The sequence below is a fragment of the Xenorhabdus khoisanae genome (genome assembly GCF_001037465.1).
Taxonomy (GTDB): domain Bacteria; phylum Pseudomonadota; class Gammaproteobacteria; order Enterobacterales; family Enterobacteriaceae; genus Xenorhabdus; species Xenorhabdus khoisanae.
In genome coordinates, this window is the sequence record NZ_LFCV01000030.1 from 19,975 (window position 1) to 41,106 (window position 21,132).

At 43.7% G+C, this 21,132-nt stretch carries 19 protein-coding genes; 7 read left to right on the forward strand and 12 right to left on the reverse strand.

Annotation, left to right across the window (positions count from 1 at the left end):
* Positions 1 to 182: 182 nt before the first annotated feature.
* The 4 genes from glmM to rlmE form a co-directional block, all read right to left on the reverse strand.
* Positions 183 to 1,520, reverse strand: a complete 1,338-nt coding sequence (gene glmM, locus AB204_RS05535; RefSeq protein WP_047962388.1) for a phosphoglucosamine mutase — start codon at positions 1,518 to 1,520, stop codon at positions 183 to 185.
* Between the two features lie 34 nt (positions 1,521 to 1,554).
* Positions 1,555 to 2,430 (reverse strand): dihydropteroate synthase, encoded by an 876-nt coding sequence (gene folP, locus AB204_RS05540; protein ID WP_047962389.1) that lies wholly within the window; start codon positions 2,428 to 2,430, stop codon positions 1,555 to 1,557.
* Between the two features lie 124 nt (positions 2,431 to 2,554).
* Positions 2,555 to 4,468: an ATP-dependent zinc metalloprotease FtsH gene (gene ftsH / locus AB204_RS05545; RefSeq protein WP_047962390.1), complete on the reverse strand. Its 1,914-nt coding sequence runs from the start codon at positions 4,466 to 4,468 to the stop codon at positions 2,555 to 2,557.
* A 48-nt stretch (positions 4,469 to 4,516) separates the two neighbouring features.
* Entirely contained in the window at positions 4,517 to 5,146 is a 630-nt protein-coding gene (rlmE, locus tag AB204_RS05550) for a 23S rRNA (uridine(2552)-2'-O)-methyltransferase RlmE (protein ID WP_047962391.1), read from the reverse strand.
* 135 nt (positions 5,147 to 5,281) lie between these two features.
* On the opposite strand from rlmE, the gene yhbY reads away from it, so the two are divergent.
* A complete protein-coding gene (yhbY, locus tag AB204_RS05555; protein WP_047962392.1) occupies positions 5,282 to 5,575 on the forward strand; it encodes a ribosome assembly RNA-binding protein YhbY in 294 nt (97 codons plus the stop codon).
* Between the two features lie 117 nt (positions 5,576 to 5,692).
* On the opposite strand, the gene greA is transcribed toward yhbY, so the two are convergent.
* Positions 5,693 to 6,169 carry a transcription elongation factor GreA gene (gene greA, locus AB204_RS05560; protein WP_047962393.1) on the reverse strand — a complete coding sequence of 159 codons (477 nt, stop codon included), beginning with the start codon at positions 6,167 to 6,169 and terminating at the stop codon, positions 5,693 to 5,695.
* 272 nt (positions 6,170 to 6,441) lie between these two features.
* On the opposite strand from greA, the gene dacB reads away from it, so the two are divergent.
* Positions 6,442 to 7,890, forward strand: a complete 1,449-nt coding sequence (gene dacB, locus AB204_RS05565) for a serine-type D-Ala-D-Ala carboxypeptidase (RefSeq protein ID WP_047962444.1) — start codon at positions 6,442 to 6,444, stop codon at positions 7,888 to 7,890.
* Positions 7,891 to 7,951: 61 nt separating this feature from the next.
* Here dacB and cgtA read toward each other — a convergent pair whose 3' ends face one another.
* From cgtA to rplU, 3 genes are all read right to left on the reverse strand, one after another.
* The gene (cgtA, locus tag AB204_RS05570) at positions 7,952 to 9,121 is read right to left on the reverse strand and encodes an Obg family GTPase CgtA (protein ID WP_047962394.1); all 1,170 of its coding nucleotides are present in this window, start codon (positions 9,119 to 9,121) and stop codon (positions 7,952 to 7,954) included.
* Between the two features lie 128 nt (positions 9,122 to 9,249).
* Positions 9,250 to 9,507, reverse strand: a complete 258-nt coding sequence (gene rpmA / locus AB204_RS05575; RefSeq protein WP_010845218.1) for a 50S ribosomal protein L27 — start codon at positions 9,505 to 9,507, stop codon at positions 9,250 to 9,252.
* 20 nt (positions 9,508 to 9,527) lie between these two features.
* A complete protein-coding gene (rplU, locus tag AB204_RS05580; protein WP_047962395.1) occupies positions 9,528 to 9,836 on the reverse strand; it encodes a 50S ribosomal protein L21 in 309 nt (102 codons plus the stop codon).
* 250 nt (positions 9,837 to 10,086) lie between these two features.
* Here rplU and ispB point away from each other — a divergent pair, with 250 nt between their 5' ends.
* Positions 10,087 to 11,058 carry an octaprenyl diphosphate synthase gene (gene ispB, locus AB204_RS05585; protein ID WP_047962396.1) on the forward strand — a complete coding sequence of 324 codons (972 nt, stop codon included), beginning with the start codon at positions 10,087 to 10,089 and terminating at the stop codon, positions 11,056 to 11,058.
* Positions 11,059 to 11,086: 28 nt separating this feature from the next.
* Here ispB and AB204_RS05590 read toward each other — a convergent pair whose 3' ends face one another.
* Together AB204_RS05590 and AB204_RS05595 are read right to left on the reverse strand one after the other, a co-directional pair.
* A complete protein-coding gene (locus tag AB204_RS05590) occupies positions 11,087 to 11,467 on the reverse strand; it encodes a DNA-binding protein (protein WP_047962397.1) in 381 nt (126 codons plus the stop codon).
* A gap of 75 nt (positions 11,468 to 11,542) precedes the next feature.
* On the reverse strand, positions 11,543 to 11,890 hold the full coding sequence (locus AB204_RS05595) for a DNA-binding protein (RefSeq protein ID WP_047962398.1): 348 nt from the start codon (positions 11,888 to 11,890) through the stop codon (positions 11,543 to 11,545).
* A 187-nt stretch (positions 11,891 to 12,077) separates the two neighbouring features.
* Between AB204_RS05595 and AB204_RS05600 the strand changes: the two genes are divergently transcribed.
* A complete protein-coding gene (locus AB204_RS05600) occupies positions 12,078 to 12,344 on the forward strand; it encodes a helix-turn-helix domain-containing protein (protein ID WP_047962399.1) in 267 nt (88 codons plus the stop codon).
* A 112-nt stretch (positions 12,345 to 12,456) separates the two neighbouring features.
* Here AB204_RS05600 and mdh read toward each other — a convergent pair whose 3' ends face one another.
* Positions 12,457 to 13,395: a malate dehydrogenase gene (mdh, locus tag AB204_RS05605; RefSeq protein WP_047962400.1), complete on the reverse strand. Its 939-nt coding sequence runs from the start codon at positions 13,393 to 13,395 to the stop codon at positions 12,457 to 12,459.
* A 544-nt stretch (positions 13,396 to 13,939) separates the two neighbouring features.
* Here mdh and argR point away from each other — a divergent pair.
* Entirely contained in the window at positions 13,940 to 14,410 is a 471-nt protein-coding gene (gene argR / locus AB204_RS05610) for a transcriptional regulator ArgR (protein ID WP_047962401.1), read from the forward strand.
* A gap of 100 nt (positions 14,411 to 14,510) precedes the next feature.
* Here argR and mpl read toward each other — a convergent pair whose 3' ends face one another.
* Positions 14,511 to 15,881 carry a UDP-N-acetylmuramate:L-alanyl-gamma-D-glutamyl-meso-diaminopimelate ligase gene (gene mpl / locus AB204_RS05615; protein WP_047962402.1) on the reverse strand — a complete coding sequence of 457 codons (1,371 nt, stop codon included), beginning with the start codon at positions 15,879 to 15,881 and terminating at the stop codon, positions 14,511 to 14,513.
* Between the two features lie 172 nt (positions 15,882 to 16,053).
* Here mpl and fbp point away from each other — a divergent pair, with 172 nt between their 5' ends.
* Positions 16,054 to 17,058 carry a class 1 fructose-bisphosphatase gene (gene fbp / locus AB204_RS05620; RefSeq protein ID WP_047962403.1) on the forward strand — a complete coding sequence of 335 codons (1,005 nt, stop codon included), beginning with the start codon at positions 16,054 to 16,056 and terminating at the stop codon, positions 17,056 to 17,058.
* A gap of 372 nt (positions 17,059 to 17,430) precedes the next feature.
* Positions 17,431 to 20,946 carry an inverse autotransporter beta domain-containing protein gene (locus AB204_RS20780; protein ID WP_053067838.1) on the forward strand — a complete coding sequence of 1,172 codons (3,516 nt, stop codon included), beginning with the start codon at positions 17,431 to 17,433 and terminating at the stop codon, positions 20,944 to 20,946.
* Positions 20,947 to 21,132: the final 186 nt, after the last annotated feature.

Consider the following 21,132-nt stretch of genomic DNA (forward strand, 5'->3'; position numbering starts at 1 on the left):
CGTGGGGTTTACCACACAGCTTATTAGCAGCAACGCAATTTCATAGCGACGCCACACTGCATCACCCGCTCACAAAATTAGAAAAATTAACTTATTGAGCGGGTTTGAATACTAACCAAAGCGTTTAAGACAAGCAAGGTTAATTTTAAATACTGGCTCTGATCGAAGAAAAAATCAACAAATCAACCCATTTTTTTCACGGCATCCGCAATACGATGCGCTAATGCTGTGACCTGTTCTTCATCTTCGCCTTCCACCATCACGCGGATTAACGGCTCTGTTCCTGATTTACGCAGCAGAACACGACCCTGACCATTCAATTCAGTCTCAACTGATTTCACAGCTTCAAGCACAGGTTCTGATTGCAGAGGATCGGTGTTCCCCGTAAAACGAACATTAACCAAAATTTGAGGCAGAAGCTTCATACCACTGCACAAGTCATGCAGACTCATGTTATTGCGTACCATTGCGCTCAGCACTTGCAACCCGGCGACAATACCATCACCTGTTGTGGTTTTATCCAGCAAAATAACATGGCCTGAATTTTCTGCACCCAAACGCCAGCTTTTTTCCTGTAATTTTTCCAATACATAGCGATCACCGACTTTCGCGCGTTCAAATGGGATGCCAAGCTGTTTCAGTGCCAACTCCAGCCCCATATTACTCATTAACGTGCCTACAGCACCACCCCGCAACTGGCCTTGTCTCAATGCTTCACGTGCGATGATGTAAAGAATCTGGTCGCCATCAACTTTATGGCCCAAATGATCGACCATAATGATGCGATCACCATCGCCGTCAAATGCCAGACCAACGTCAGCCTGTTCTTCCAACACGCACTTTTGCAGTAAGCGAACATCTGTCGCGCCACACTCTTCGTTGATATTGATGCCATTCGGTTCACAACCGATGGTAATAACATCCGCTCCCAACTCTCTGAGCACATTTGGCGCAATGTGATAAGTCGCGCCGTTTGCACAATCCAGCACGATTTTTAGTCCATTCAGACTCTGTTCGCTAGGGAATGTACCCTTACAAAATTCAATATAGCGACCCGCCGCATCAACAATCCGATTTGCTCGTCCCAGCTCGGCAGATTCCACACACGTCAGTGGTTTCTCCATTTCAGCTTCAATCGCTTCTTCTACATCATCAGGCAGCTTAGTCCCGTCAATGGAAAAGAATTTAATGCCGTTATCATAGTAAGGATTGTGGGAAGCAGAAATGACAATTCCAGCTTCTGCACGGAAAGTACGTGTCAGATATGCCACGGCAGGTGTCGGCATAGGGCCAGTAAAAGATGCCGATAAACCCGCTGCGGCCAACCCTGCTTCCAGCGCTGACTCCAGCATATAGCCTGATATTCGGGTATCTTTACCAATGATAATTTTGCGAGAACCATGACGGGCCAAGACTTTTCCCGCAGCCCAACCAAGTTTCAAGACAAAGTCAGGGGTAATTGGGGTATTGCCCACTTTGCCACGGATACCGTCAGTACCAAAATATTTACGGCTACTCATAAAGTTATTTTCCTTTGCTGAACGTATTCTTTGCTCACAGCGTGTTTTTTGCTGACATCGTGTTTTTTACTGACGTCATGTTCTGCGCAGACAGTGTTGCCTGAACGATTTGCATTGCCTGAACGGTTTCTTTTACATCATGCACACGAATAATTTGGGCACCTTGCATGGCTGCAATCACAGCACAAGCAACGCTTCCTGTCACACGCTCCTGCGGTGGTACATGAAGTAATTGACCAATCATGGACTTACGTGACATTCCCGCCAGAATCGGCAAACCAAAATGATGGAATTCCTGCAAATGAGCCAATAACTGATAATTATGCGATAAGTTCTTACCAAAACCGAAGCCAGGATCAAGAATCAGGTTATTTTTTGCGATTCCCGCCGCAATACAAAGCTCAATTTGACTGTTCAGGAATGTTTTTACTTCCGATAAGACATCTTCATAATGAGGTTCAGATTGCATCGTGCGAGGTTGCCCCTGCATATGCATCAAGCAGACGGGCAATCCAGTTTGTGCCGCCGCATCAAGTGCCCCCGGCTCCTGCAACGCCCGAATATCGTTAATGATATGGGCTCCGGCTTTAGCTGATGCCTTCATGACGACAGCTTTTGAAGTGTCTACAGAAATCCAGACATCAAAACGCTGAGCCAGTGCCTCAATCACCGGAACAACGCGATCCAACTCTTCCTGCTCACCCACCTCATCTGCGCCAGGGCGTGTCGATTCTCCTCCCACATCAATAATGGTTGCACCATCCTCAATCATTTTAGCGGCATGTCTCAGTGCCGTATCAAAAGTATTATGGGTTCCGCCATCAGAGAAAGAATCAGGAGTCACGTTCAGAATTCCCATCACTTGTGGGCAAGAAAGATCGAGGACACTGCCTCTGGCTGTCAGTTTCATCGCTAGGGGGCCTTAATGTCAAAACCCCAGGCGGAACCTGGGGTTTAATTTAAGAAGTACAGTCCGTCAAATCCAAGGGCAACAATTTGTCATTACCCTTGGTTTGATAAGATTGCTAACCTCGTTATGCAGTCGGATTGTCATCCGCAGGTTTCGCAGTTTGTTGCGGAGATGATGGAGTATGGTTGTTATTACCACCATTATTTCCACCTTCCCAACCTGCCGGCGGACGTACTGCTGTTCGATTCATCAAGTCATCAATCTGAGGGGCATCAATGGTTTCATACTTCATCAATGCATCTTTCATTGAGTGAAGAACATCCAAATTATCCATCAGAATCTGACGTGCACGTATATAGTTACGATCGACGATAGCTTTCACTTCCTGATCAATTAAACGCGCAGTGTCTTCAGACATATGTTTCGCTTTAGCAACTGAACGACCGAGGAAAACTTCACCTTCTTCTTCCGCATACAGCAATGGCCCCAGTTTTTCTGAGAAACCCCATTGTGTCACCATGTTACGCGCAATGGATGTTGCCACTTTAATATCATTGGATGCGCCAGTAGAAACGCTGTCTACACCATAGATAATTTCTTCGGCTAAACGCCCGCCGTATAGGGTTGAAATCTGGCTTTCCAATTTCTGGCGGCTGGCGCTGATTTGATCGCCTTCTGGTAAGAAGAACGTCACACCTAACGCACGACCACGAGGGATAATCGTAACTTTATGAACAGGATCGTGCTCTGGCACTAAACGGCCAATGATGGCATGGCCTGCTTCATGATATGCCGTCGCTTCTTTCTGTTCTTCCGTCATTACCATTGAACGGCGTTCCGCGCCCATCATGATCTTGTCTTTGGCTTTTTCGAACTCAACCATAGAAACAACGCGCTTGTTACCACGAGCAGCAAACAAAGCGGCTTCGTTCACAAGGTTGGCCAAATCCGCACCAGAGAAACCCGGTGTGCCACGAGCAATGATAGATGCGTCAATATCAGTATCCAAAGGGATACGACGCATATGAACTTTCAGAATTTGCTCACGGCCACGTACATCTGGCAGGCCAACGACGACCTGACGGTCAAAACGCCCCGGACGTAACAATGCAGGATCAAGTACATCCGGACGGTTGGTTGCTGCGATAACGATAATACCTTCGTTACCTTCAAAGCCATCCATTTCAACCAGCATCTGGTTAAGTGTCTGTTCACGTTCATCGTGTCCGCCACCTAAACCAGCACCACGCTGACGTCCTACTGCATCAATTTCGTCGATAAAGATGATGCAAGGTGCAGCTTTCTTCGCTTGTTCAAACATATCACGAACACGGGAAGCCCCCACACCAACGAACATTTCAACGAAGTCAGAACCGGAGATGGTAAAGAAAGGCACTTTCGCCTCACCCGCGATAGCTTTAGCCAACAGCGTCTTACCCGTACCCGGCGGGCCAACCATCAAGATACCTTTCGGGATCTTACCACCCAGTTTTTGGAAACGACCAGGTTCACGCAGGTATTCAACCAATTCACCTACTTCTTCTTTTGCTTCGTCACAACCAGCAACATCGGCAAATGTGGTTTTGATTTGGTCTTCGGTCAACATACGGGCTTTGCTTTTACCAAAAGACATCGCCCCTTTACCGCCACCACCTTGCATCTGGCGCATAAAGAAGATCCAGACGCCAATCAGCAGTAGCATTGGGAACCATGAAATAAAGAGGGTTGCTAACAGGCCTTGTTGTTCTGGTGGTTCGCCAACAACTTTTACCTGTTTATTGAGTAGGGTATCCAGCAGCTTTTCATCCGGAATTGGCATATAAGTGCTGTATTTTCCACCGTTGTCTTTCTTAGTGAAATCAATGTCACGACCCGAAATACGTACTTCGCTTACTTGATTCTGCGATATTTCATTGATGAAACTAGAGTAATCAACCCTACGACCACTGGAATCGCTGGGACCAAAACTCTGGAACAATAACATCAAGACAACTGCGATGACTAACCAGAGAATCAGGTTTTTCGCCATGTCACTCAAGGGATTAACCTCATATTACAACTGTGTTAACAAATAGTAGTCAGGGTACTACACTTTCCGCCCTGTCGCTACAATGTATACTTCACGTGATCGTGCCCGCGAAGCTTCTGGTTTACGAATTTTTATCTTCGTAAAAAGGGAGCGTATTTCCCTCAGGTATTCATCAAAGCCCTCTCCCTGAAACACTTTGACAATAAAACTGCCCCCAGGGGCCAGCACATCACGACACATATCCAACGCTAACTCAATCAGATACATGGATCGGGGAATATCGACCGCGGGGGTTCCACTCATATTGGGAGCCATATCCGACATGACGACCTGGACTTTATTATCACCAACTCTTTCAAGCAATGTTTTCAATACAAGTTCATCACGAAAATCTCCTTGAAGGAAATCGACTCCAACTATCGGATCCATCGGCAAAAGATCACAGGCAATCACTCGCCCGTTATTGCCAATCTGGCTGACTACGTATTGAGACCACCCACCCGGAGCAGCACCTAAATCAACAACGGTCATGCCCGGTTTAAAGATTTTGTCGCTTTGCTGTATCTCATCAAGTTTAAACCAAGCGCGAGAGCGAAGCCCTTTTTTCTGTGCCTGCAGAACATATTTATCACTAAAATGTTCCTGTAACCAGCGACTTGAGCTTGCTGAGCGTTTTTTATTGGCCATTGTTCTTTCCAACTATACTAAAAAAAGCCTTACTTTTTTGCGCTCTCTTATCAAACCACACCATACTATTTATGGTGATAGATATGAGATGGCGGTAGAATATGTCGTTTTCAATCCCAACTAAGTAAAAAAACGATGACTCTTAACAAAAAACAAGTTCAACACCTGAAAAGTCTCGCTCATTCATTAAAGCCTGTCGTTATGATCGGCAACAATGGGCTGACCGAAGGCGTATTAGCTGAAATCGAACAAACTCTTTCGCATCACGAGCTTATCAAAGTCAAAGTTGCAGGCGAAGACCGCGAAATAAAAACTTTGATCGCTGAAGCGATTGTTCGTGAAACTGGTGCACATAATGTGCAAATTATAGGAAAAATTCTAGTTCTCTACCGTCCATCAAAAGAACGCAAGATTAGTCTACCTAAATAATCACGGCATATTTATACAAAAATGCCATAGTTAGCTATTTCTTTATCATGATAAAAAAGGCCAAGTCTGGCCTTTTTTATTCCATGTAAACGTAATAGCCGATTACCATGGTATTTATTAGATGTAATCCACATTCAAAACTTCGTATTCCACCTGGCCGCCTGGCGTAGTGATTACAACAACATCATCCACTTCTTTGCCAATCAAGCCACGGGCAATAGGTGAATTCACAGAAAGAAGATTTTCTTTGATATTCGCCTCGTCATCACCCACGATACGGTAAGTTTGCTCTTCATCTGAATCCACATTCAGTACCGTTACCGTTGCCCCAAAGATCACCCGACCATTGTTAGTCATCTTCGTGACATCAATCACCTGAGCATTAGAAAGTTTGGCCTCAATTTCCTGAATACGGCCTTCGCAGAAACCCTGCTGCTCACGAGCGGCATGATATTCCGCATTTTCTTTCAAATCACCATGCTCACGCGCATCAGCGATTGCAGTAATAATTTGAGGGCGACGTACAGTTTTCAAATGTTCTAATTCTTCGCGCAATTTATCCGCGCCACGTACCGTCATCGGAATTTGTTTCATTTATCAAACCTCTAAATCAATCCTAAGCCCAAACACATCTTCCTGATTTTTGTAATAACAGCACAATGAGCACACCCTATCAGGCGGGCCTCCAGACAATAAAAGGAGTGTAAACCCAGCATAATCTGAAGTTCACATGCATATTTTAACTACTAACCTATCATTCTAACGTAGAGTTGATGATGGATCATCGTTTACTTTTCCTTAAATTGCACCTTAGTATTATTAATACAAATATTATTGGAATACATCCACCTTCATATGCGAAATCTATGGCTCTTTTAAAAATTACCAGCAGAATAGCTTGTATGCTCAGCTTGAGTCTGAGTGTTTTCAGTGCAAATGCCTCTTCAATTGAGGAAAACACTCAGTATTTGCCGATGGGAACTCATGTCTCATTTATTGCCCAAAAAGTTAGCTCAAAAACGCCATTAGTTGATTATCACGGGCAACAAATGGCATTACCGGCAAGCACACAAAAAATTGTGACGGCGTTGGCAGCCTTGCTACAGCTTAGTAAGGATTACCGTTTTATAACCACACTGGAAAGTGATGCCAGTATCTCGAATGGAATATTAGAAGGTAATCTGACAGCCCGTTTTGTAGGTGACCCGATGCTAACGCGCTCGCAACTGCGCAACATGGTCGAAACATTAAAAAAATCAGGTATCAAACAGATTAATGGCGACCTCATCATAGATGTTTCCATTTTTGCCAGCCACGATAAAGCGCCCGGCTGGGTATGGAATGATATGACCCAATGTTTCAGTTCCCCCCCATCCGCTGCAATTGTGGATAAAAACTGTTTTTCAGTTTCACTTTACAGTTCAGAACAACCCGGCGAACTGGCATTTGTCCATATCCCCTCTTTTTACCCTGTTAAGGTTTTCAGTGAAGTAAAAACATTAGCCAAAGGCTCGCCAGAAGCAAAATACTGTGAACTGGATGTCACATCAGGTGACCTAAATCGATATACTCTCACTGGCTGCCTGACGCAACGTGATGAGCCGCTCCCACTGGCCTTCGCCGTTCAAAATGGTGCAAGCTATGCGGGAGCGATTCTGAAAAATGAACTGAGCATTGCAGATATTGAGTTGAACGGTGCTATACGACGCCAATCGATTCCTCAACGGCCAGAAAAAATTCTCGCCCTGAATCAATCAATACCATTGCACAGCATGCTTTCAATCATGTTGAAAAAGTCAGACAACATGATTGCTGATACCCTCTTCCGAACCCTTGGCCATCGCTATTTTAACGTTCCAGGAACATGGCGTTCTGGCTCTGACGCAGTTCGTCAGATTTTGAAACAAAAAGCTGGCATTGATTTAGGCAATACTGTCATGGTGGATGGTTCCGGCCTTTCTCGCCATAATTTAATTAAGCCTACAACCATGATGGAGATCTTACAATTTATTGCCCAACACGATAATGAATTAGATTTCATCTCCATGCTTCCTAAAGCTGGGTATGATGGTACTCTGGCTTATCGTCCCGGTCTGCATGAAGCAGGGCTGGATGGTAAGGTATTTGCCAAAACAGGTTCATTGCAAGGGGTTTATAATCTGGCAGGATTCATGACCGCCGCCAGTGGGCAGAAAATCGCTTTCGTCCAATTTATTTCTGCTTACTCCGTTTCTCCCGACAATCAACGAACTCGCCGTGTTCCATTAGCGCGTTTCGAAAATCATTTATATAAATCGTTATACCTGAGCCATTGACCAACGAAAAAGGGCGCTATTTTTGCGCCCTTTTGTCATGTTCGAACATCAGATATGAAGACTAGTGTTTATAGATAAACTCAATGCCTTCGTCGTCTTCTTCGTCCCAGTCATCATCCAAATCATCATCAGATGATGATTGCTGTAACTGTTCCTTGTGGTAATCGTCCCACATGAATTCAACTTTTTCAGGTTGGGATTCTTCCGACGCTTCTAAGCTACGAGGCTGGGTCTTCATGAATTCCATAATATCCCAACAAAGCTCTTTCACACCCTGACGGTTCACGGCTGAGATCATGTAATAATCACCTTCCCAACCAAGCTCATCAGCAATGGCTTTAGCCCGCTGTTTAGCGTCTTCTGGATCCGTCAGATCAACTTTGTTGAATACCAACCAGCGCGGTTTTTCTGCCAGTTTTTCACTGTACTTATGCAGCTCTTTGATGATGATACGCGCATTGTCAATCGGATCAGACTCATCGATCGGACAGAGATCAATCAAGTGCAGCAATACGCGGCAACGTTCCAGATGCTTCAGGAAGCGAATACCTAAACCGGCACCTTCTGATGCACCTTCAATCAAACCCGGAATATCTGCTACCACAAAGCTTTGCTCGCTATCCATGCGCACAACGCCAAGGCTTGGAACCAGTGTTGTAAATGGATAATCGGCTACTTTGGGTTTAGCTGCCGAAACAGCACGAATAAAGGTGGATTTACCTGCATTTGGCATCCCCAGCATGCCCACATCAGCCAACAGCATCAGCTCCAGCATCAGTTCACGGCTTTCACCCGGAGTTCCCATTGTTCTTTGACGAGGAGCACGGTTTACAGAAGATTTAAAGCGGGTATTGCCAAGACCATGGAAACCGCCTTTTGCAACCATAAAACTCTGTTCATGGTGCAGCATGTCTCCAAGCACTTCGCCTGTGGCAATGTCACGCACGCGGGTTCCGACTGGAACCTTGATGGTAATATCCTGACCGCGTTTACCAGTACAATCGCGGCTTTGTCCATTTTGACCACGTTCAGCACGGAAGGATTTTTCAAAACGGTAGTCAATCAGCGTATTGAGGTTTTCATCTGCCAGCAGATAAACGTCACCGCCGTCACCACCATCACCGCCGTCCGGCCCACCTTTTGGAATATATTTCTCACGACGGAAGCTGACGCAACCATTGCCACCATCTCCCGCTACAACCAGTATTCTGGCTTCATCTACAAATTTCATCATTTTTCTCCGTAGGATAGCCACTGTAAAGCTGGATGGCAGCTAGTACCCAGAGATGGCGTAATCCAGAATATAAAAAGCCCCGCAACGCATTGCGGGGCTTCCGATTCGATTAAGATTCAAAAAACTTATTCAGCTTCGATGCTGATAAATTTACGGTTTTTTGGACCTTTAACTTCGAATTTAATTTTCCCGTCAGCTAATGCGAACAGGGTGTGGTCACGGCCACAACCTACGTTGTTGCCTGCGTGGAATTTAGTACCACGTTGACGAACGATGATGCTGCCTGCCAAAACAGACTCACCACCAAAACGTTTTACACCCAGACGTTTGCTTTCAGAATCGCGACCGTTACGAGTCGAGCCGCCAGCCTTTTTGTGTGCCATTAATCTGCTCTCCTAAAATCTTAAGCGATGCCAGTGATTTTAACATCGGTGAACCACTGACGGTGGCCCTGTTGCTTACGGCTGTGTTTACGACGACGAAACTTAACGATTTTAATTTTCTCGCCACGACCGTGAGTAACAACTTCAGCTTTAATTTTAACGCCTTCAACTACTGGAGCGCCGATTTTGATGTCTTCACCATTCACGACCATCAGCACCTGGTCAAACTCAACAGTTTCACCTGTTGCGATGTCCAGCTTTTCCAAGCGAATTGTTTGGCCTTCGCTTACTCGGTGTTGTTTACCACCACTTTGGAAAACTGCGTACATATAAACTCCGCTTTCCGCGCACCCCCTAAAATTCTTTCCAGAGCGCGCTATAAAATATTCACAATAGGGCGCGAATTCTACGCAAAAACCGTTTGGAAGACAAGTGCAGAATTAGAACAGATGAGAAAAAAACGGAGTTTTTCAATTGTCATTTATTTGAACGGTTTTTCAAGTACAATCGATGTATCTTGATATCTATTGATATGCTAATTAATGAGCACAGCTCTGAATCAGAGTCCAAAGCCAAAACATGAATTTAGAATCGATAATAAAACTTACCGCTGATGACATGGCAGCGGTTAATGAAACCATTCTTAACCAATTAAGCTCTGACGTTACGTTGATCAACCAACTTGGTTACTACATTATCAGCGGTGGTGGCAAACGCATTCGACCGATGATCGCAGTGCTGGCGGGCAAGGCGCTCCATTGCGAAGATGAGAAGCACATCAAAGTCGCCGCTTTAATTGAGTTTATCCATACCGCAACCTTGTTGCATGATGATGTCGTTGATGAATCTGACATGCGACGCGGCAAAGCAACAGCCAACGCCATTTACGGCAATGCAGCCAGTGTCCTTGTGGGAGATTTCATCTATACGCGCTCATTTCAGATGATGACCGATCTTGATTCGATGCGCGTATTGAAACTGATGTCTGATGCCACAAATGTGATTGCTGAGGGTGAAGTTATGCAGTTGATGAACTGCAACGACCCAGATATTTCCGAAGATGATTATATGCGCGTTATCTACAGTAAAACGGCTCGCCTGTTTGAAGTTGCTGCGCATTCAGCAGCCATTCTTGCCAATGCAACTCCAGAGCAAGAAATCGCCTTGCGTGATTATGGCCGTTATCTTGGCACTGCGTTTCAACTCATTGATGATCTTCTGGATTACGATTCTGATAACAACACGCTCGGTAAGAACACAGGGGACGACCTGAACGAAGGCAAACCAACATTGCCGCTTTTGCACGCCATGAACCATGGAACGCCAGAACAATCGGCACTGATACGCAGCGCCATTGAACAAGGCAATGGCCGCCATTTGCTGGATACTGTACTGGCAACAATGAAACAGTGTGGTTCACTCAAATACACCCGCCAACGGGCGGAGGAAGAAGCGGATAAGGCAATTTCAGCGTTGCAAATACTGGAAGACACTCCATACAAGGCGGCCCTGATGGGTTTAGCCCATGTCGCAGTACAACGACTTTCCTGAGCTTAAATCAACCAGTATCCCAGCTTGTTCAATCTGGGATACTGTCTTTATTATCAATATCTTGAATGATTGCGTATTGGACGAGGCTCGCTAGCCCTTTTCTCAAAATAAATTTAACTATTCTTTCCCTTTCCGACTTGGTCAGCTGGTAATAAGCTTCTACCCAAATCATAAACGGGTCCTGTCGTTTGTTTCGGTAATACTCGACCGAATTCTCACTGACAGTCAGTACATTCAGAACTTCTTCTGGCAAGCTGTTGACATTATATTCAAGCGCCTTTCCCTGCACCCCACGCTTACGGCGTTGTTCCCAACCCTCGCGTCTTGCCATCAGGTTGACTCCTTGGGGAGACGATGGCAGCCCTGCGAGGCTGATGAGTTCCTTTGCAGAATACCATTCTTTTTTCATCTCTTTCTCCTCGCTTTGTACCGGAGCAGTGAAGAGAAAGCCAAATTTTAAACATTTGGCTTTTCAAAAGCTGCCTCAAGTAGCTGTGATTTTTTCTAAAAAACTTCTTATGCCATCTCGTAATATCACTTCGGTAATTACCTCCTTTTCTTCCTCGGTGAGTAAATTAAATGCACTCACCCAAATGGATAAAGGATCTTGCTTCTGAACCTGATATTCCGCTGGTGTTTCATGAAGTTCCAAAGCCTCCAAGGTTGATTCAGGGAAACAAGAATAATGGTATTCAATCGCCCTTCCTTGAACACCTGTTCGTTTTTGCCTCAACCATTCTTCACGTTTTGCTCTGGCATTAACTCCTTGTGGTGATCTAGGTAACTCGCCTACACCGGTCAACTCCATTGCCGTATACCACTCTTTTTTCATAATGTTTCTCTATTTTTGTAACCAAGTTCAAAAAAGAAGTTATTAAGAAAAAATTAGAAATATTTTTAGAAAAAATAATGTTATTTTATTTTCTTAATAACAGATTCGTGTTCGTTATTAATTTCACACTAACGCTTTAGTTATACCACTAATGTGGCTTCAAATTTAATAGGAAAGGATTAAAAAAATGATTTCTATGAAATCTGATTGGCATCCTGCTGATATTATTGCTGCTTTACGTAAACGTGGAACGACACTGGCAGCTGTTTCTCGTGAAGCTGGTCTGAGCTCATCAACTTTGGCGAATACACTTTCTCGCCCATGGCCCAAGGGAGAATGGATAATAGCGAATTATTTAGAATTACATCCGTCTGAAATATGGCCAAGCCGCTATTTCAATCCACATACGGGAGAACTATTAGAAAGAAAAGTCAGAGATAAAAAGAATAATTAGCTATCAATTTAATTATCCAAAGAAAAACCGCTAGTTATTTTCGAACTAGCGGTTTTAGTTATCTAATACATTTAACTTAATTCGTATATTAATAAATTACGAATTAAATAAATTAACTATTAATAAATTGTTCGCCTAACTCAATATCTTTATTCAAAACATCCAGCATGTTATCTAATGACTTCTGTTCGAAAGCACTCAACTTGCCAATATCTAAATGTTCTTCGATACCATTTTTACCCAAGCGGACAGGCTGAGCAAAGAAACGAGCATATTGGCCGTCACCTTCGACATAGCTGCATTCGATAACATTGCTTTCGCCTTGCAGACCACGGATCAGAGAAAGCCCTAAACGTGCCGCGGCCTGTCCCATAGACAGAGTTGCAGATCCGCCACCTGCTTTCGCCTCAACCACTTCAGTACCTGCGTTCTGGATACGTTTGGTCAATGCTTCAATTTCTTCATCAGTGAAGCTAACACCTGGAATCTGAGACAGCAGTGGCAGAATAGTTACGCCTGAGTGCCCACCAATAACCGGAACTTCCAGTTCTTCTGCTTTTTTGCCTTTCAGTTCAGCAACAAAAGTATTGGAGCGGATGACATCCAGTGTTGTCACACCGAACAGGCGATTTTTATCATAAACACCTTCTTTTTTCAGAACCTCAGCCGCGATCGCCACAGTGGTATTAACCGGGTTAGTGATAATTCCGATTAATGCTTTTGGCGCAGTTTTAGCAATCTGTTGAACCAGATTACGAACGATCCCAGCATTGATATTAAACAGATCGGAACGATCCATACCAGGCTTACGTGCCACACCCGCAGAAATCAATACCACATCTGCGCCTACCAAAGCAGGGGTTGCATCTTCACCAGAAAAACCAGTGACTTTGACTTCCGTTGGGATATGGCTCAGATCGGCTGCCACACCTGGGGTCACCGGAGCAATGTCATACAAGGAAAGTTCTGAACCTGAAGGAAGCTGGGTCTTGAGTAGAAGGGCAAGTGCCTGACCAATACCACCGGCTGCACCGAGAACTGCAACTTTCATCCTGATACTCCTTAAATAAGTGCTGTAAAAAAACTTAAACCTGTTTGGTCAAGAGAGTGCTTTCATTTTTCCATCACTACACATCACTACACATCACTACAGTGACAAAATGATGGCAAAGCAAACCCTCAATCCCATTCATCACTACGTTCTAAAAACAATCTGTTAACAGCCAGATTATCTACCTAATGGCCTTATGATGGAACACCAAAGTTGCTTTATTCTAGACAAAAGGCTTATCTGTTAATGAGATAACGGACACTATTTTGAGAATTATTCCAGTAATATGATTAATAGTCTGCTTGATCTTCTTACACTTCCCTTCCACATGAAAAATACAATTTAATTAACAATACATTTACTAAGCTTAATAGGTGGGGAAAATCAATAAAAATGAAATCATTAATAGCCAGACAGCTAATAAGATTATAGAGAGGGAATATTCAATTATGCTCTATATTTGGGTTTTTTCGTCTCTTTCTTGAATAAAAATTCACTCTTTTGCATAATGTCTGCCTTATAACGGATTCAACGATGGTGAAATATGCGTGTTCCTTCGAAACAGGAAGATTTGGTAAAAGCTTTCAAGGCATTATTGAAAGAGGAAAAATTCAGCTCTCAAGGTGAAATTGTTGCAGCACTTCAGGACGAAGGGTTTGAAAATATCAACCAATCTAAAGTTTCCAGAATGCTGACAAAATTCGGAGCTGTCAGAACCCGTAATGTAAAAATGGAAATGGTCTACTGTTTGCCGGCAGAACTGGGCGTTCCCACAGCCACCAGCCCATTAAAAAATCTGGTATTAGATGTCGATTATAACCATAGCATTGTCGTCATACGTACTAGCCCGGGGGCAGCACAGTTAATTGCACGCCTGCTAGATTCATTGGGTAAAGCAGAAGGTATTCTTGGCAGTATTGCGGGAGATGACACTATTTTCTCCACACCAGCACAAAACTTCACGACAAAACAGCTCTATGAAGCCCTTCTCAACCTGTTTGACCAAGAGCTCTAATCTGGTACTGTCACATACTTATAAAACCAGCGAATATCAGCGCAGACTAAAAGAGGATCGTCCGACAGGTGCGATCCTCTTACGTCAATGAACTGCCCGATTAGGCCGCGTTTGCTTTCTTCGCTAATTCAGCCAGCAATTTCTCATGGATGCCATCGAATCCACCGTTGCTCATAATCAGGATGTGATCGCCCGGCTGCGCCGTTTCAACAATCATCCTAACCAGAACATCAATGTCAGCGCTCCAACGAGCGGGTTGAATACACTGTTCAGCAATTTCAACCACCTGCCACGGAATATTGACGGGTTGATAAAGAAAGACTTCATCGGCACGTCCCATGGAAGGGGCGATATCATTTTTACTCATCCCCATTTTCATGGTATTCGACCGAGGTTCCAATACGGCAAGGATCCGTGCCATTCCGCCTACTTTACTTCGCAGTGCTTCCAGTGTGGCTAAAATAGCCGTTGGATGATGCGCAAAATCATCATAAACCGAGATCTGATTGACTTCTCCACACAGTTCAAGGCGGCGACGGGCATTGATAAATTCTCCCAGTGCCTGACAGGCATCCACAGGCTGAACTCCAACATGATGGGCGGCTGCAATCGCAATCAATCCATTATGCATATTGTGCTCACCAACCAATGACCAGTTCACTTCACCAACCCATTCGCCATGATGGAATACTTGGTAATGGCTGCTGTCCTGACTGACTTTTTTCGCCTGCCAGTTTCCGGTTTCACCAAGCTGCTCTAACTCACTCCAATACCCCATTGAGAGTACCTGTTTCAGGTTAATGTCATTATCGGGGGCAATGATCTTACCCGTGCTCGGAACAACTCTGACAAGATGATGGAATTGTTTTTGAATGGCAGCCAGATTTTCGAAAATATCAGCATGATCAAATTCAAGGTTGTTCATGATCAACGTGCGAGGGCTGTAATGTACGAATTTTGAACGTTTATCAAAGAAGGCGCTGTCGTATTCATCTGCTTCAATCACGAAAAATGGGCTTTCACCGATTTGTGCTGAAACATCAAAATTACCCGGTACGCCACCGATCAAAAACCCCGGCTTATAACCACACGCTTCCAGAATCCATGCCAGCATACCCGCCGTTGTTGTTTTGCCGTGGGTTCCAGCGACAGCCAATACCCAACGTTCCGGCAATACATAATCATGCAGCCATTGCGGACCAGAGGTATAAGGAATGCCACGATCCAACACTGCTTCCACACAGGGATTGCCGCGTGTCATCGCATTACCAATGATCACTATATCTGGCACAGGATCGAGCTGCGCAGGATCGTATCCTTGAATCAGCTCAATACCCTGTTTTTCCAGCAAAGTGCTCATTGGTGGATATACATTTGCATCGGATCCAGTGACTTCATGGCCCAGTGAACGAGCAAGGATAGCCAACCCTCCCATGAAAGTACCGCAGATGCCAAGAATATGAATACGCATTTATTTCTACCCAATATCATGAACTGTATCACTATTCTAACCATCTAAGCTGAGATTAGAAATGCAATAGCCTATGAATCATTTGATTCTTTAGCTAAACTGCCCGCGCATGAGTGCGACACAAAAGTGAAGCACGCTTCCTAAAACCACAATCAAATTCAAGGCCTTTGTCATGAAAACATTAGGCGAATTCATCGTCGAAAAACAGCAAGACTTTCCTCATGCTACAGGTGAACTGACAGCACTGCTGTCTGCTATCAAGTTAGGTGCCAAAATCATTCACAGGGATATCAACAAAGCAGGTCTGGTGGATATTTTAGGTACTAGTGGCGTATCCAACGTTCAGGGTGAAGTTCAGATGAAACTGGACCTGTACGCCAACGAAAAACTCAAGGCAGCACTCAAAGCACGCGGCGAAGTTGCAGGTATTGCTTCCGAAGAAGAAGACGAGATCGTTATTTTTGATGGCGACCGCGCAGAAAACGCGAAGTATGTTGTTTTGATGGATCCACTGGATGGTTCTTCGAATATTGATGTAAACGTTTCCGTCGGGACTATTTTCTCAATTTACCATCGAATTACCCCGATTGGGCAACCTGTCACTGAAGAGGATTTTCTGCAACCGGGAAATCATCAAGTTGCAGCGGGTTATGTGGTTTATGGTTCATCCACAATGTTGGTTTACACCACAGGTTGTGGCGTTCACACTTTTACTTACGATCCTTCTCTTGGCGTTTTCTGCCTAACCCACGAAAAAGTCCAATTTCCAGAAAAAGGCAATATGTACTCTATCAATGAAGGAAACTACATCAAATTCCCGATGGGAGTGAAAAAGTACATCAAATATTGCCAAGAACAGGATGAAGCAACTCAACGCCCTTACACTACCCGTTATATCGGCTCTCTGGTCGCGGATTTCCATCGTAATCTGCTGAAAGGCGGAATCTATATTTATCCAAGCACGGCAAGCCATCCAACAGGAAAACTACGTTTACTGTACGAATGCAATCCGATCGCATTTTTGGCAGAACAGGCAGGTGGCAAAGCGAGTGATGGCGCGAACCGCATTCTGGATATCGTGCCAAATAAACTGCACCAGCGTGTCCCTTTCTTTGTCGGTACAAAGTCAATGGTAGAGAAAGCTGAAAGTTTCATGGCTGAGTTTCCTGATGAATAAGTAGTTTTATTCATTCATGAATTTAAGGGGTGGTTTTCCACCTCTTTAAATATTCTAGTCCCTTCCAAGCCACAAACTCATTTATCAAACTCAGAGCCTGTTCTCAGCAAGCGTTAATATTCCCTTCTCCTTAAAAAATACAAAAAGTCATTATTTTTTGTTATCAATTGATAACTATTTCTCATTACGCAATATAACAAAATATTTCCTAATGTATGTAAAGAAAGAGAATATTTCCTTTTTATTAAACAGATAGTTATAAACAGATAGTTATAAACAGATAGTTAATTCCAATAAAATTCAACTTTCCCACATCAAAGACACAATACTTAAAGTGCTGGCGACAGCCCATATTTTATGAGGAACTCATATATGGACTCGTATATTAATCGTAAAGTTATTCGACTTTCTGTTCTTCTATATTCTCTTTCTTTACCTTTTATTCCGGCAAGTGCATTTTCGACAGATAAAGAAAATCATGATACTAAAACAGAAAGAAAATTCTCAGAGAAAACCCAAAAAGAAAATAGATCTCATAATGGGAATAAAGCCAATAATCATGACGAAAATGCCGATGTAGGGGCTATCACCCGAAATATTCAACACGTTGGTCAGTTGCTATCCTCTTCCCCCTCTGAACTCACAGAACAGGCTAAATCCTACGCGTTGGGGAAAATAAATAATTCGATATCAACCGAAACCCAAAAATGGTTGTCCCAATTTGGGACGGCCAAAATTAATTTTTCCCTTGATAGAAAAGGAAAACTGGATAACGGCTCCTTGGATCTGCTGCTACCGTTCTACGACAATAAAGCGGACTGGCTGCTGTTCTCCCAATTAGGTTACCGCAATAAGGATAACCGCCATACGGTAAATTTAGGGTTTGGTGGGCGCTATTTCACCCCGACTCATTGGATGTATGGATTAAATTCCTTTTATGATCATGAAATCACGGGGAGCAATCAACGATTAGGTTTAGGCGCAGAGGCTTGGACAGATTACCTTAAACTCTCAGCGAATACTTACTGGCGCTTGAGCCAATGGCACCAATCGCCGAAAGAGCAAAGCTACGAAGAGCGACCTGCCAACGGGTTTGATCTCAATAGTGAATTTTTCCTTCCCGCTTACCCTAACCTTGGTGGCAAGTTAAGTTACGAGCAATACTTCGGTGATAACGTCGCCCTGTTCAATCGTGATACCAAACAGAAAAATCCCAGCCTCACCCGGTTTGGTCTGAATTACACACCCATTCCGCTGATTACTATGGGAGTCGATTATAAGCTGGGTACTAAAGGAAACAGCGAGACGCTTTTCTTGGCGAATCTGAATTATCGCTTTGGAATCCCCTTTGATATGCAGATTTCACCTCATAACGTTGCTTCCCTGCGCACATTGACAGGCAGCCGTTATGATTTGGTGCAAAGAAATAACAATATCGTTCTGGACTACAGAAAAAAATCAGAATTATCCATTAACGTACCCAGTGACTTAAGCGGATACAGTACTCAGCCGGTTCGGGTAAACGCGAAAATCACTGCCAACAAACCCTTAAAGCCGACTATCTGGACAGCTAACAAAGAATTCAGGGAAAATGGGGGAGTTATCGCATACTCTGATAGTGATTACGCTGACGTAACCCTGCCGAAATATAATACTCAAGGAGGGAACAGCTATATCCTATCTGCCACCGTCGAAACAAAAGACGGCAGCAGTGTCAAAAAAGCCCAAACAAACCTGACCGTTGAGCCATTTGTCATTAAAGACCAAAGCATCAGACCCATTGGAGACGGCCCTGCGATTGCCGATGGGAAACCCGCCTATAATCTGGCTGCAACGATCACTTACGGCAATACAAATAATGCACCTCTCAAGGACGTGACTATTCCAAATGTAAAATGGACCCTCGATCCCCCTACTGCAAATGCACAACTGAAATGGGATACATCAGGTGCACTCAATCAACAAGGTCAGCTCATCGCGACTCTGGCAAGTACCGCAACCCTCGATAAAAATATCAAGGTTTATCTGGAAATAGCGGGTATGCCAAAAGTGGAGATAAAAGGTGACAAATCCATCACTTTTATCGATGTTGCCTCCAAATACAGTATCTCAGATCCGAAGGTTGAACCTGAAGGCCCACTTTCAATTCTTGATGAAAATAATATTTATACCTTCAAAGCCACTATCTTGGATGAGAACAAGAATCCCCTGAAAAATCAAAAGATAGAAGCCACATGGCATTCAGGAATAACAGGTCACAATAATGATAAAGTTGTTTTCAAGTCCAGCACGACCACAAATGATCAAAACCAACTGATTGCAACGCTTAAAAGCACCGAAGAGCTGAAAGATGTCATTGTGAAGCTCAGCATTAATGGAGACAAAGAATATACATTTAAACCCGTTAGCTTTGTCGATGATTCCAAAAGTATTGGTATCAAAAGTATAAATCTGGAGGGTAACCCGCCTTACATAGCATTAGGGAATAATAAGCCACAGACTATTAATCTAGTCATACATAATGAGCGCGGAACCCCCTATTATCAGCAACCCATTCCAAACCTTAAATGGTTCACAGAGCCTGAAGGTCTGGAACAAAAAGGGTTATCTATTAAGCCACAGGAAACCTCTGGGCAATATGTCACAGATCCGCAAGGTCAAATCGCAGTGCATATCACAAGTACTCAAGCTATGAAAGACGTGAGGATTGGATTCTCAGTCAATGGTGGAAAAACGAGAAACTACTCTGAATCGTTCGATTTCGTGGCACCAACATCTCAAGACTTAGGTGCGACATTAACAGGAGATATAACAACCAAATATTACGATTCATTGCCAGGCATTACTGACAGAAACGGATATGCCCTTAAGGTAAAAATCATTGATAAAGACAAAAAAGAACCCATTAAAAATCAAAGCATTGAAGACATGATCTGGGCTACAAAATGGAAAGGATCAGAAAACCACCTGCCAGAAGACTTTGTGGTCATTAACATACCCGGCCAAGCTGTCTGGACTACAGACTCCAACGGTTATGTGACGGCTTATTTAACAAGAGCAGAGAAGAAGGGAGAGCCTGAAATGTACAGTCCATATGGTATTAAAGATATCATGGGCACTGTTAAATTAAGTTCTGGCGAAACGCTCGTGTCTGCTCCTGTCAATTTCGATCCTCAATCTCAGGAAGCAAAGTTACGAACATACACATTCGAAGCATCATCACATAAACCTACAGATCCGTACAAGGATGTTAGCGAGCAAGAAAAACCGTTTACCTGGACTAACATGCTGTATTTTTATCTGGTAAGAAATGATGGTAAGTCACTCAATATCGGTGAATTTCCAGGGGGTAAATTTGACATTAAAACATCCACATCAGATACCGGGATTGAATTTGATAATGATAATGGCATGATACACACCCCTACATTACTTTCCATGCGCACTTTCAACCCTGGGCCGGTAACAGTTACTGTTCGTTTAACAGAATCCGATACAGGCAAGCTGTCAGACCATTATTATAAATTCAATCCCCACAGATATTTCTTCTTCCCTGAAATTACGGTTTCTGCGAGTGTTCCTCATAACGAACTCAATAAATCTTGTGAAAACCTTGAGGGTTTTCGTAAGTCAACAACAGTAACAATGGATGATATTGGAATTGGAGATGTAGGTGGAGGCAATTCATACTCTCGTGAATTCCCTGTAGAAAAGTTTCCAAAATTTGGACTCTTCTATTCAAATAACACTACGCCTTACATAAGGATCAAAGAATCAGACGCTGATAACGCACCTTACTTGGTATACAACTATAAGACCGGGAAAATAGAAGAAAAAAGCGCACTCAAAGAGGATGCCGAAATAAATCTGGTGTGTAAATTAAAGTAAGTTGCTTAATCCGTCATTAATATCAACGCACAGCCCCAATGATTATTGAGGCTGTGCTTTTTTATAACGTGATTTTCAATTGTTATCTTATAGAGCGTTCCCTGCCTTACGTTAATGCAATAACAAACATAACACGGCCTGTAATCTTGTTTATCCGTCGCGATCTCAGCCGAAAAACCAGAGGAC

Excerpts from the sequence above, each read along its gene's own strand:
- glmM (WP_047962388.1), bottom strand. The coding sequence starts at position 1,520 with ATGAGTAGCCGTAAATATTTTGGTACTGACGGTATCCGTGGCAAAGTG.
- folP (WP_047962389.1), bottom strand. The coding sequence starts at position 2,430 with ATGAAACTGACAGCCAGAGGCAGTGTCCTCGATCTTTCTTGCCCACAA.
- rlmE (WP_047962391.1), bottom strand. The coding sequence starts at position 5,146 with ATGGCCAATAAAAAACGCTCAGCAAGCTCAAGTCGCTGGTTACAGGAA.
- yhbY (WP_047962392.1), top strand. The coding sequence starts at position 5,282 with ATGACTCTTAACAAAAAACAAGTTCAACACCTGAAAAGTCTCGCTCAT.
- greA (WP_047962393.1), bottom strand. The coding sequence starts at position 6,169 with ATGAAACAAATTCCGATGACGGTACGTGGCGCGGATAAATTGCGCGAA.
- dacB (WP_047962444.1), top strand. The coding sequence starts at position 6,442 with ATGGCTCTTTTAAAAATTACCAGCAGAATAGCTTGTATGCTCAGCTTG.
- cgtA (WP_047962394.1), bottom strand. The coding sequence starts at position 9,121 with ATGAAATTTGTAGATGAAGCCAGAATACTGGTTGTAGCGGGAGATGGT.
- rpmA (WP_010845218.1), bottom strand. The coding sequence starts at position 9,507 with ATGGCACACAAAAAGGCTGGCGGCTCGACTCGTAACGGTCGCGATTCT.
- rplU (WP_047962395.1), bottom strand. The coding sequence starts at position 9,836 with ATGTACGCAGTTTTCCAAAGTGGTGGTAAACAACACCGAGTAAGCGAA.
- ispB (WP_047962396.1), top strand. The coding sequence starts at position 10,087 with ATGAATTTAGAATCGATAATAAAACTTACCGCTGATGACATGGCAGCG.
- AB204_RS05590 (WP_047962397.1), bottom strand. The coding sequence starts at position 11,467 with ATGAAAAAAGAATGGTATTCTGCAAAGGAACTCATCAGCCTCGCAGGG.
- AB204_RS05595 (WP_047962398.1), bottom strand. The coding sequence starts at position 11,890 with ATGAAAAAAGAGTGGTATACGGCAATGGAGTTGACCGGTGTAGGCGAG.
- AB204_RS05600 (WP_047962399.1), top strand. The coding sequence starts at position 12,078 with ATGATTTCTATGAAATCTGATTGGCATCCTGCTGATATTATTGCTGCT.
- mdh (WP_047962400.1), bottom strand. The coding sequence starts at position 13,395 with ATGAAAGTTGCAGTTCTCGGTGCAGCCGGTGGTATTGGTCAGGCACTT.
- argR (WP_047962401.1), top strand. The coding sequence starts at position 13,940 with ATGCGTGTTCCTTCGAAACAGGAAGATTTGGTAAAAGCTTTCAAGGCA.
- mpl (WP_047962402.1), bottom strand. The coding sequence starts at position 15,881 with ATGCGTATTCATATTCTTGGCATCTGCGGTACTTTCATGGGAGGGTTG.
- fbp (WP_047962403.1), top strand. The coding sequence starts at position 16,054 with ATGAAAACATTAGGCGAATTCATCGTCGAAAAACAGCAAGACTTTCCT.
- AB204_RS20780 (WP_053067838.1), top strand. The coding sequence starts at position 17,431 with ATGGACTCGTATATTAATCGTAAAGTTATTCGACTTTCTGTTCTTCTA.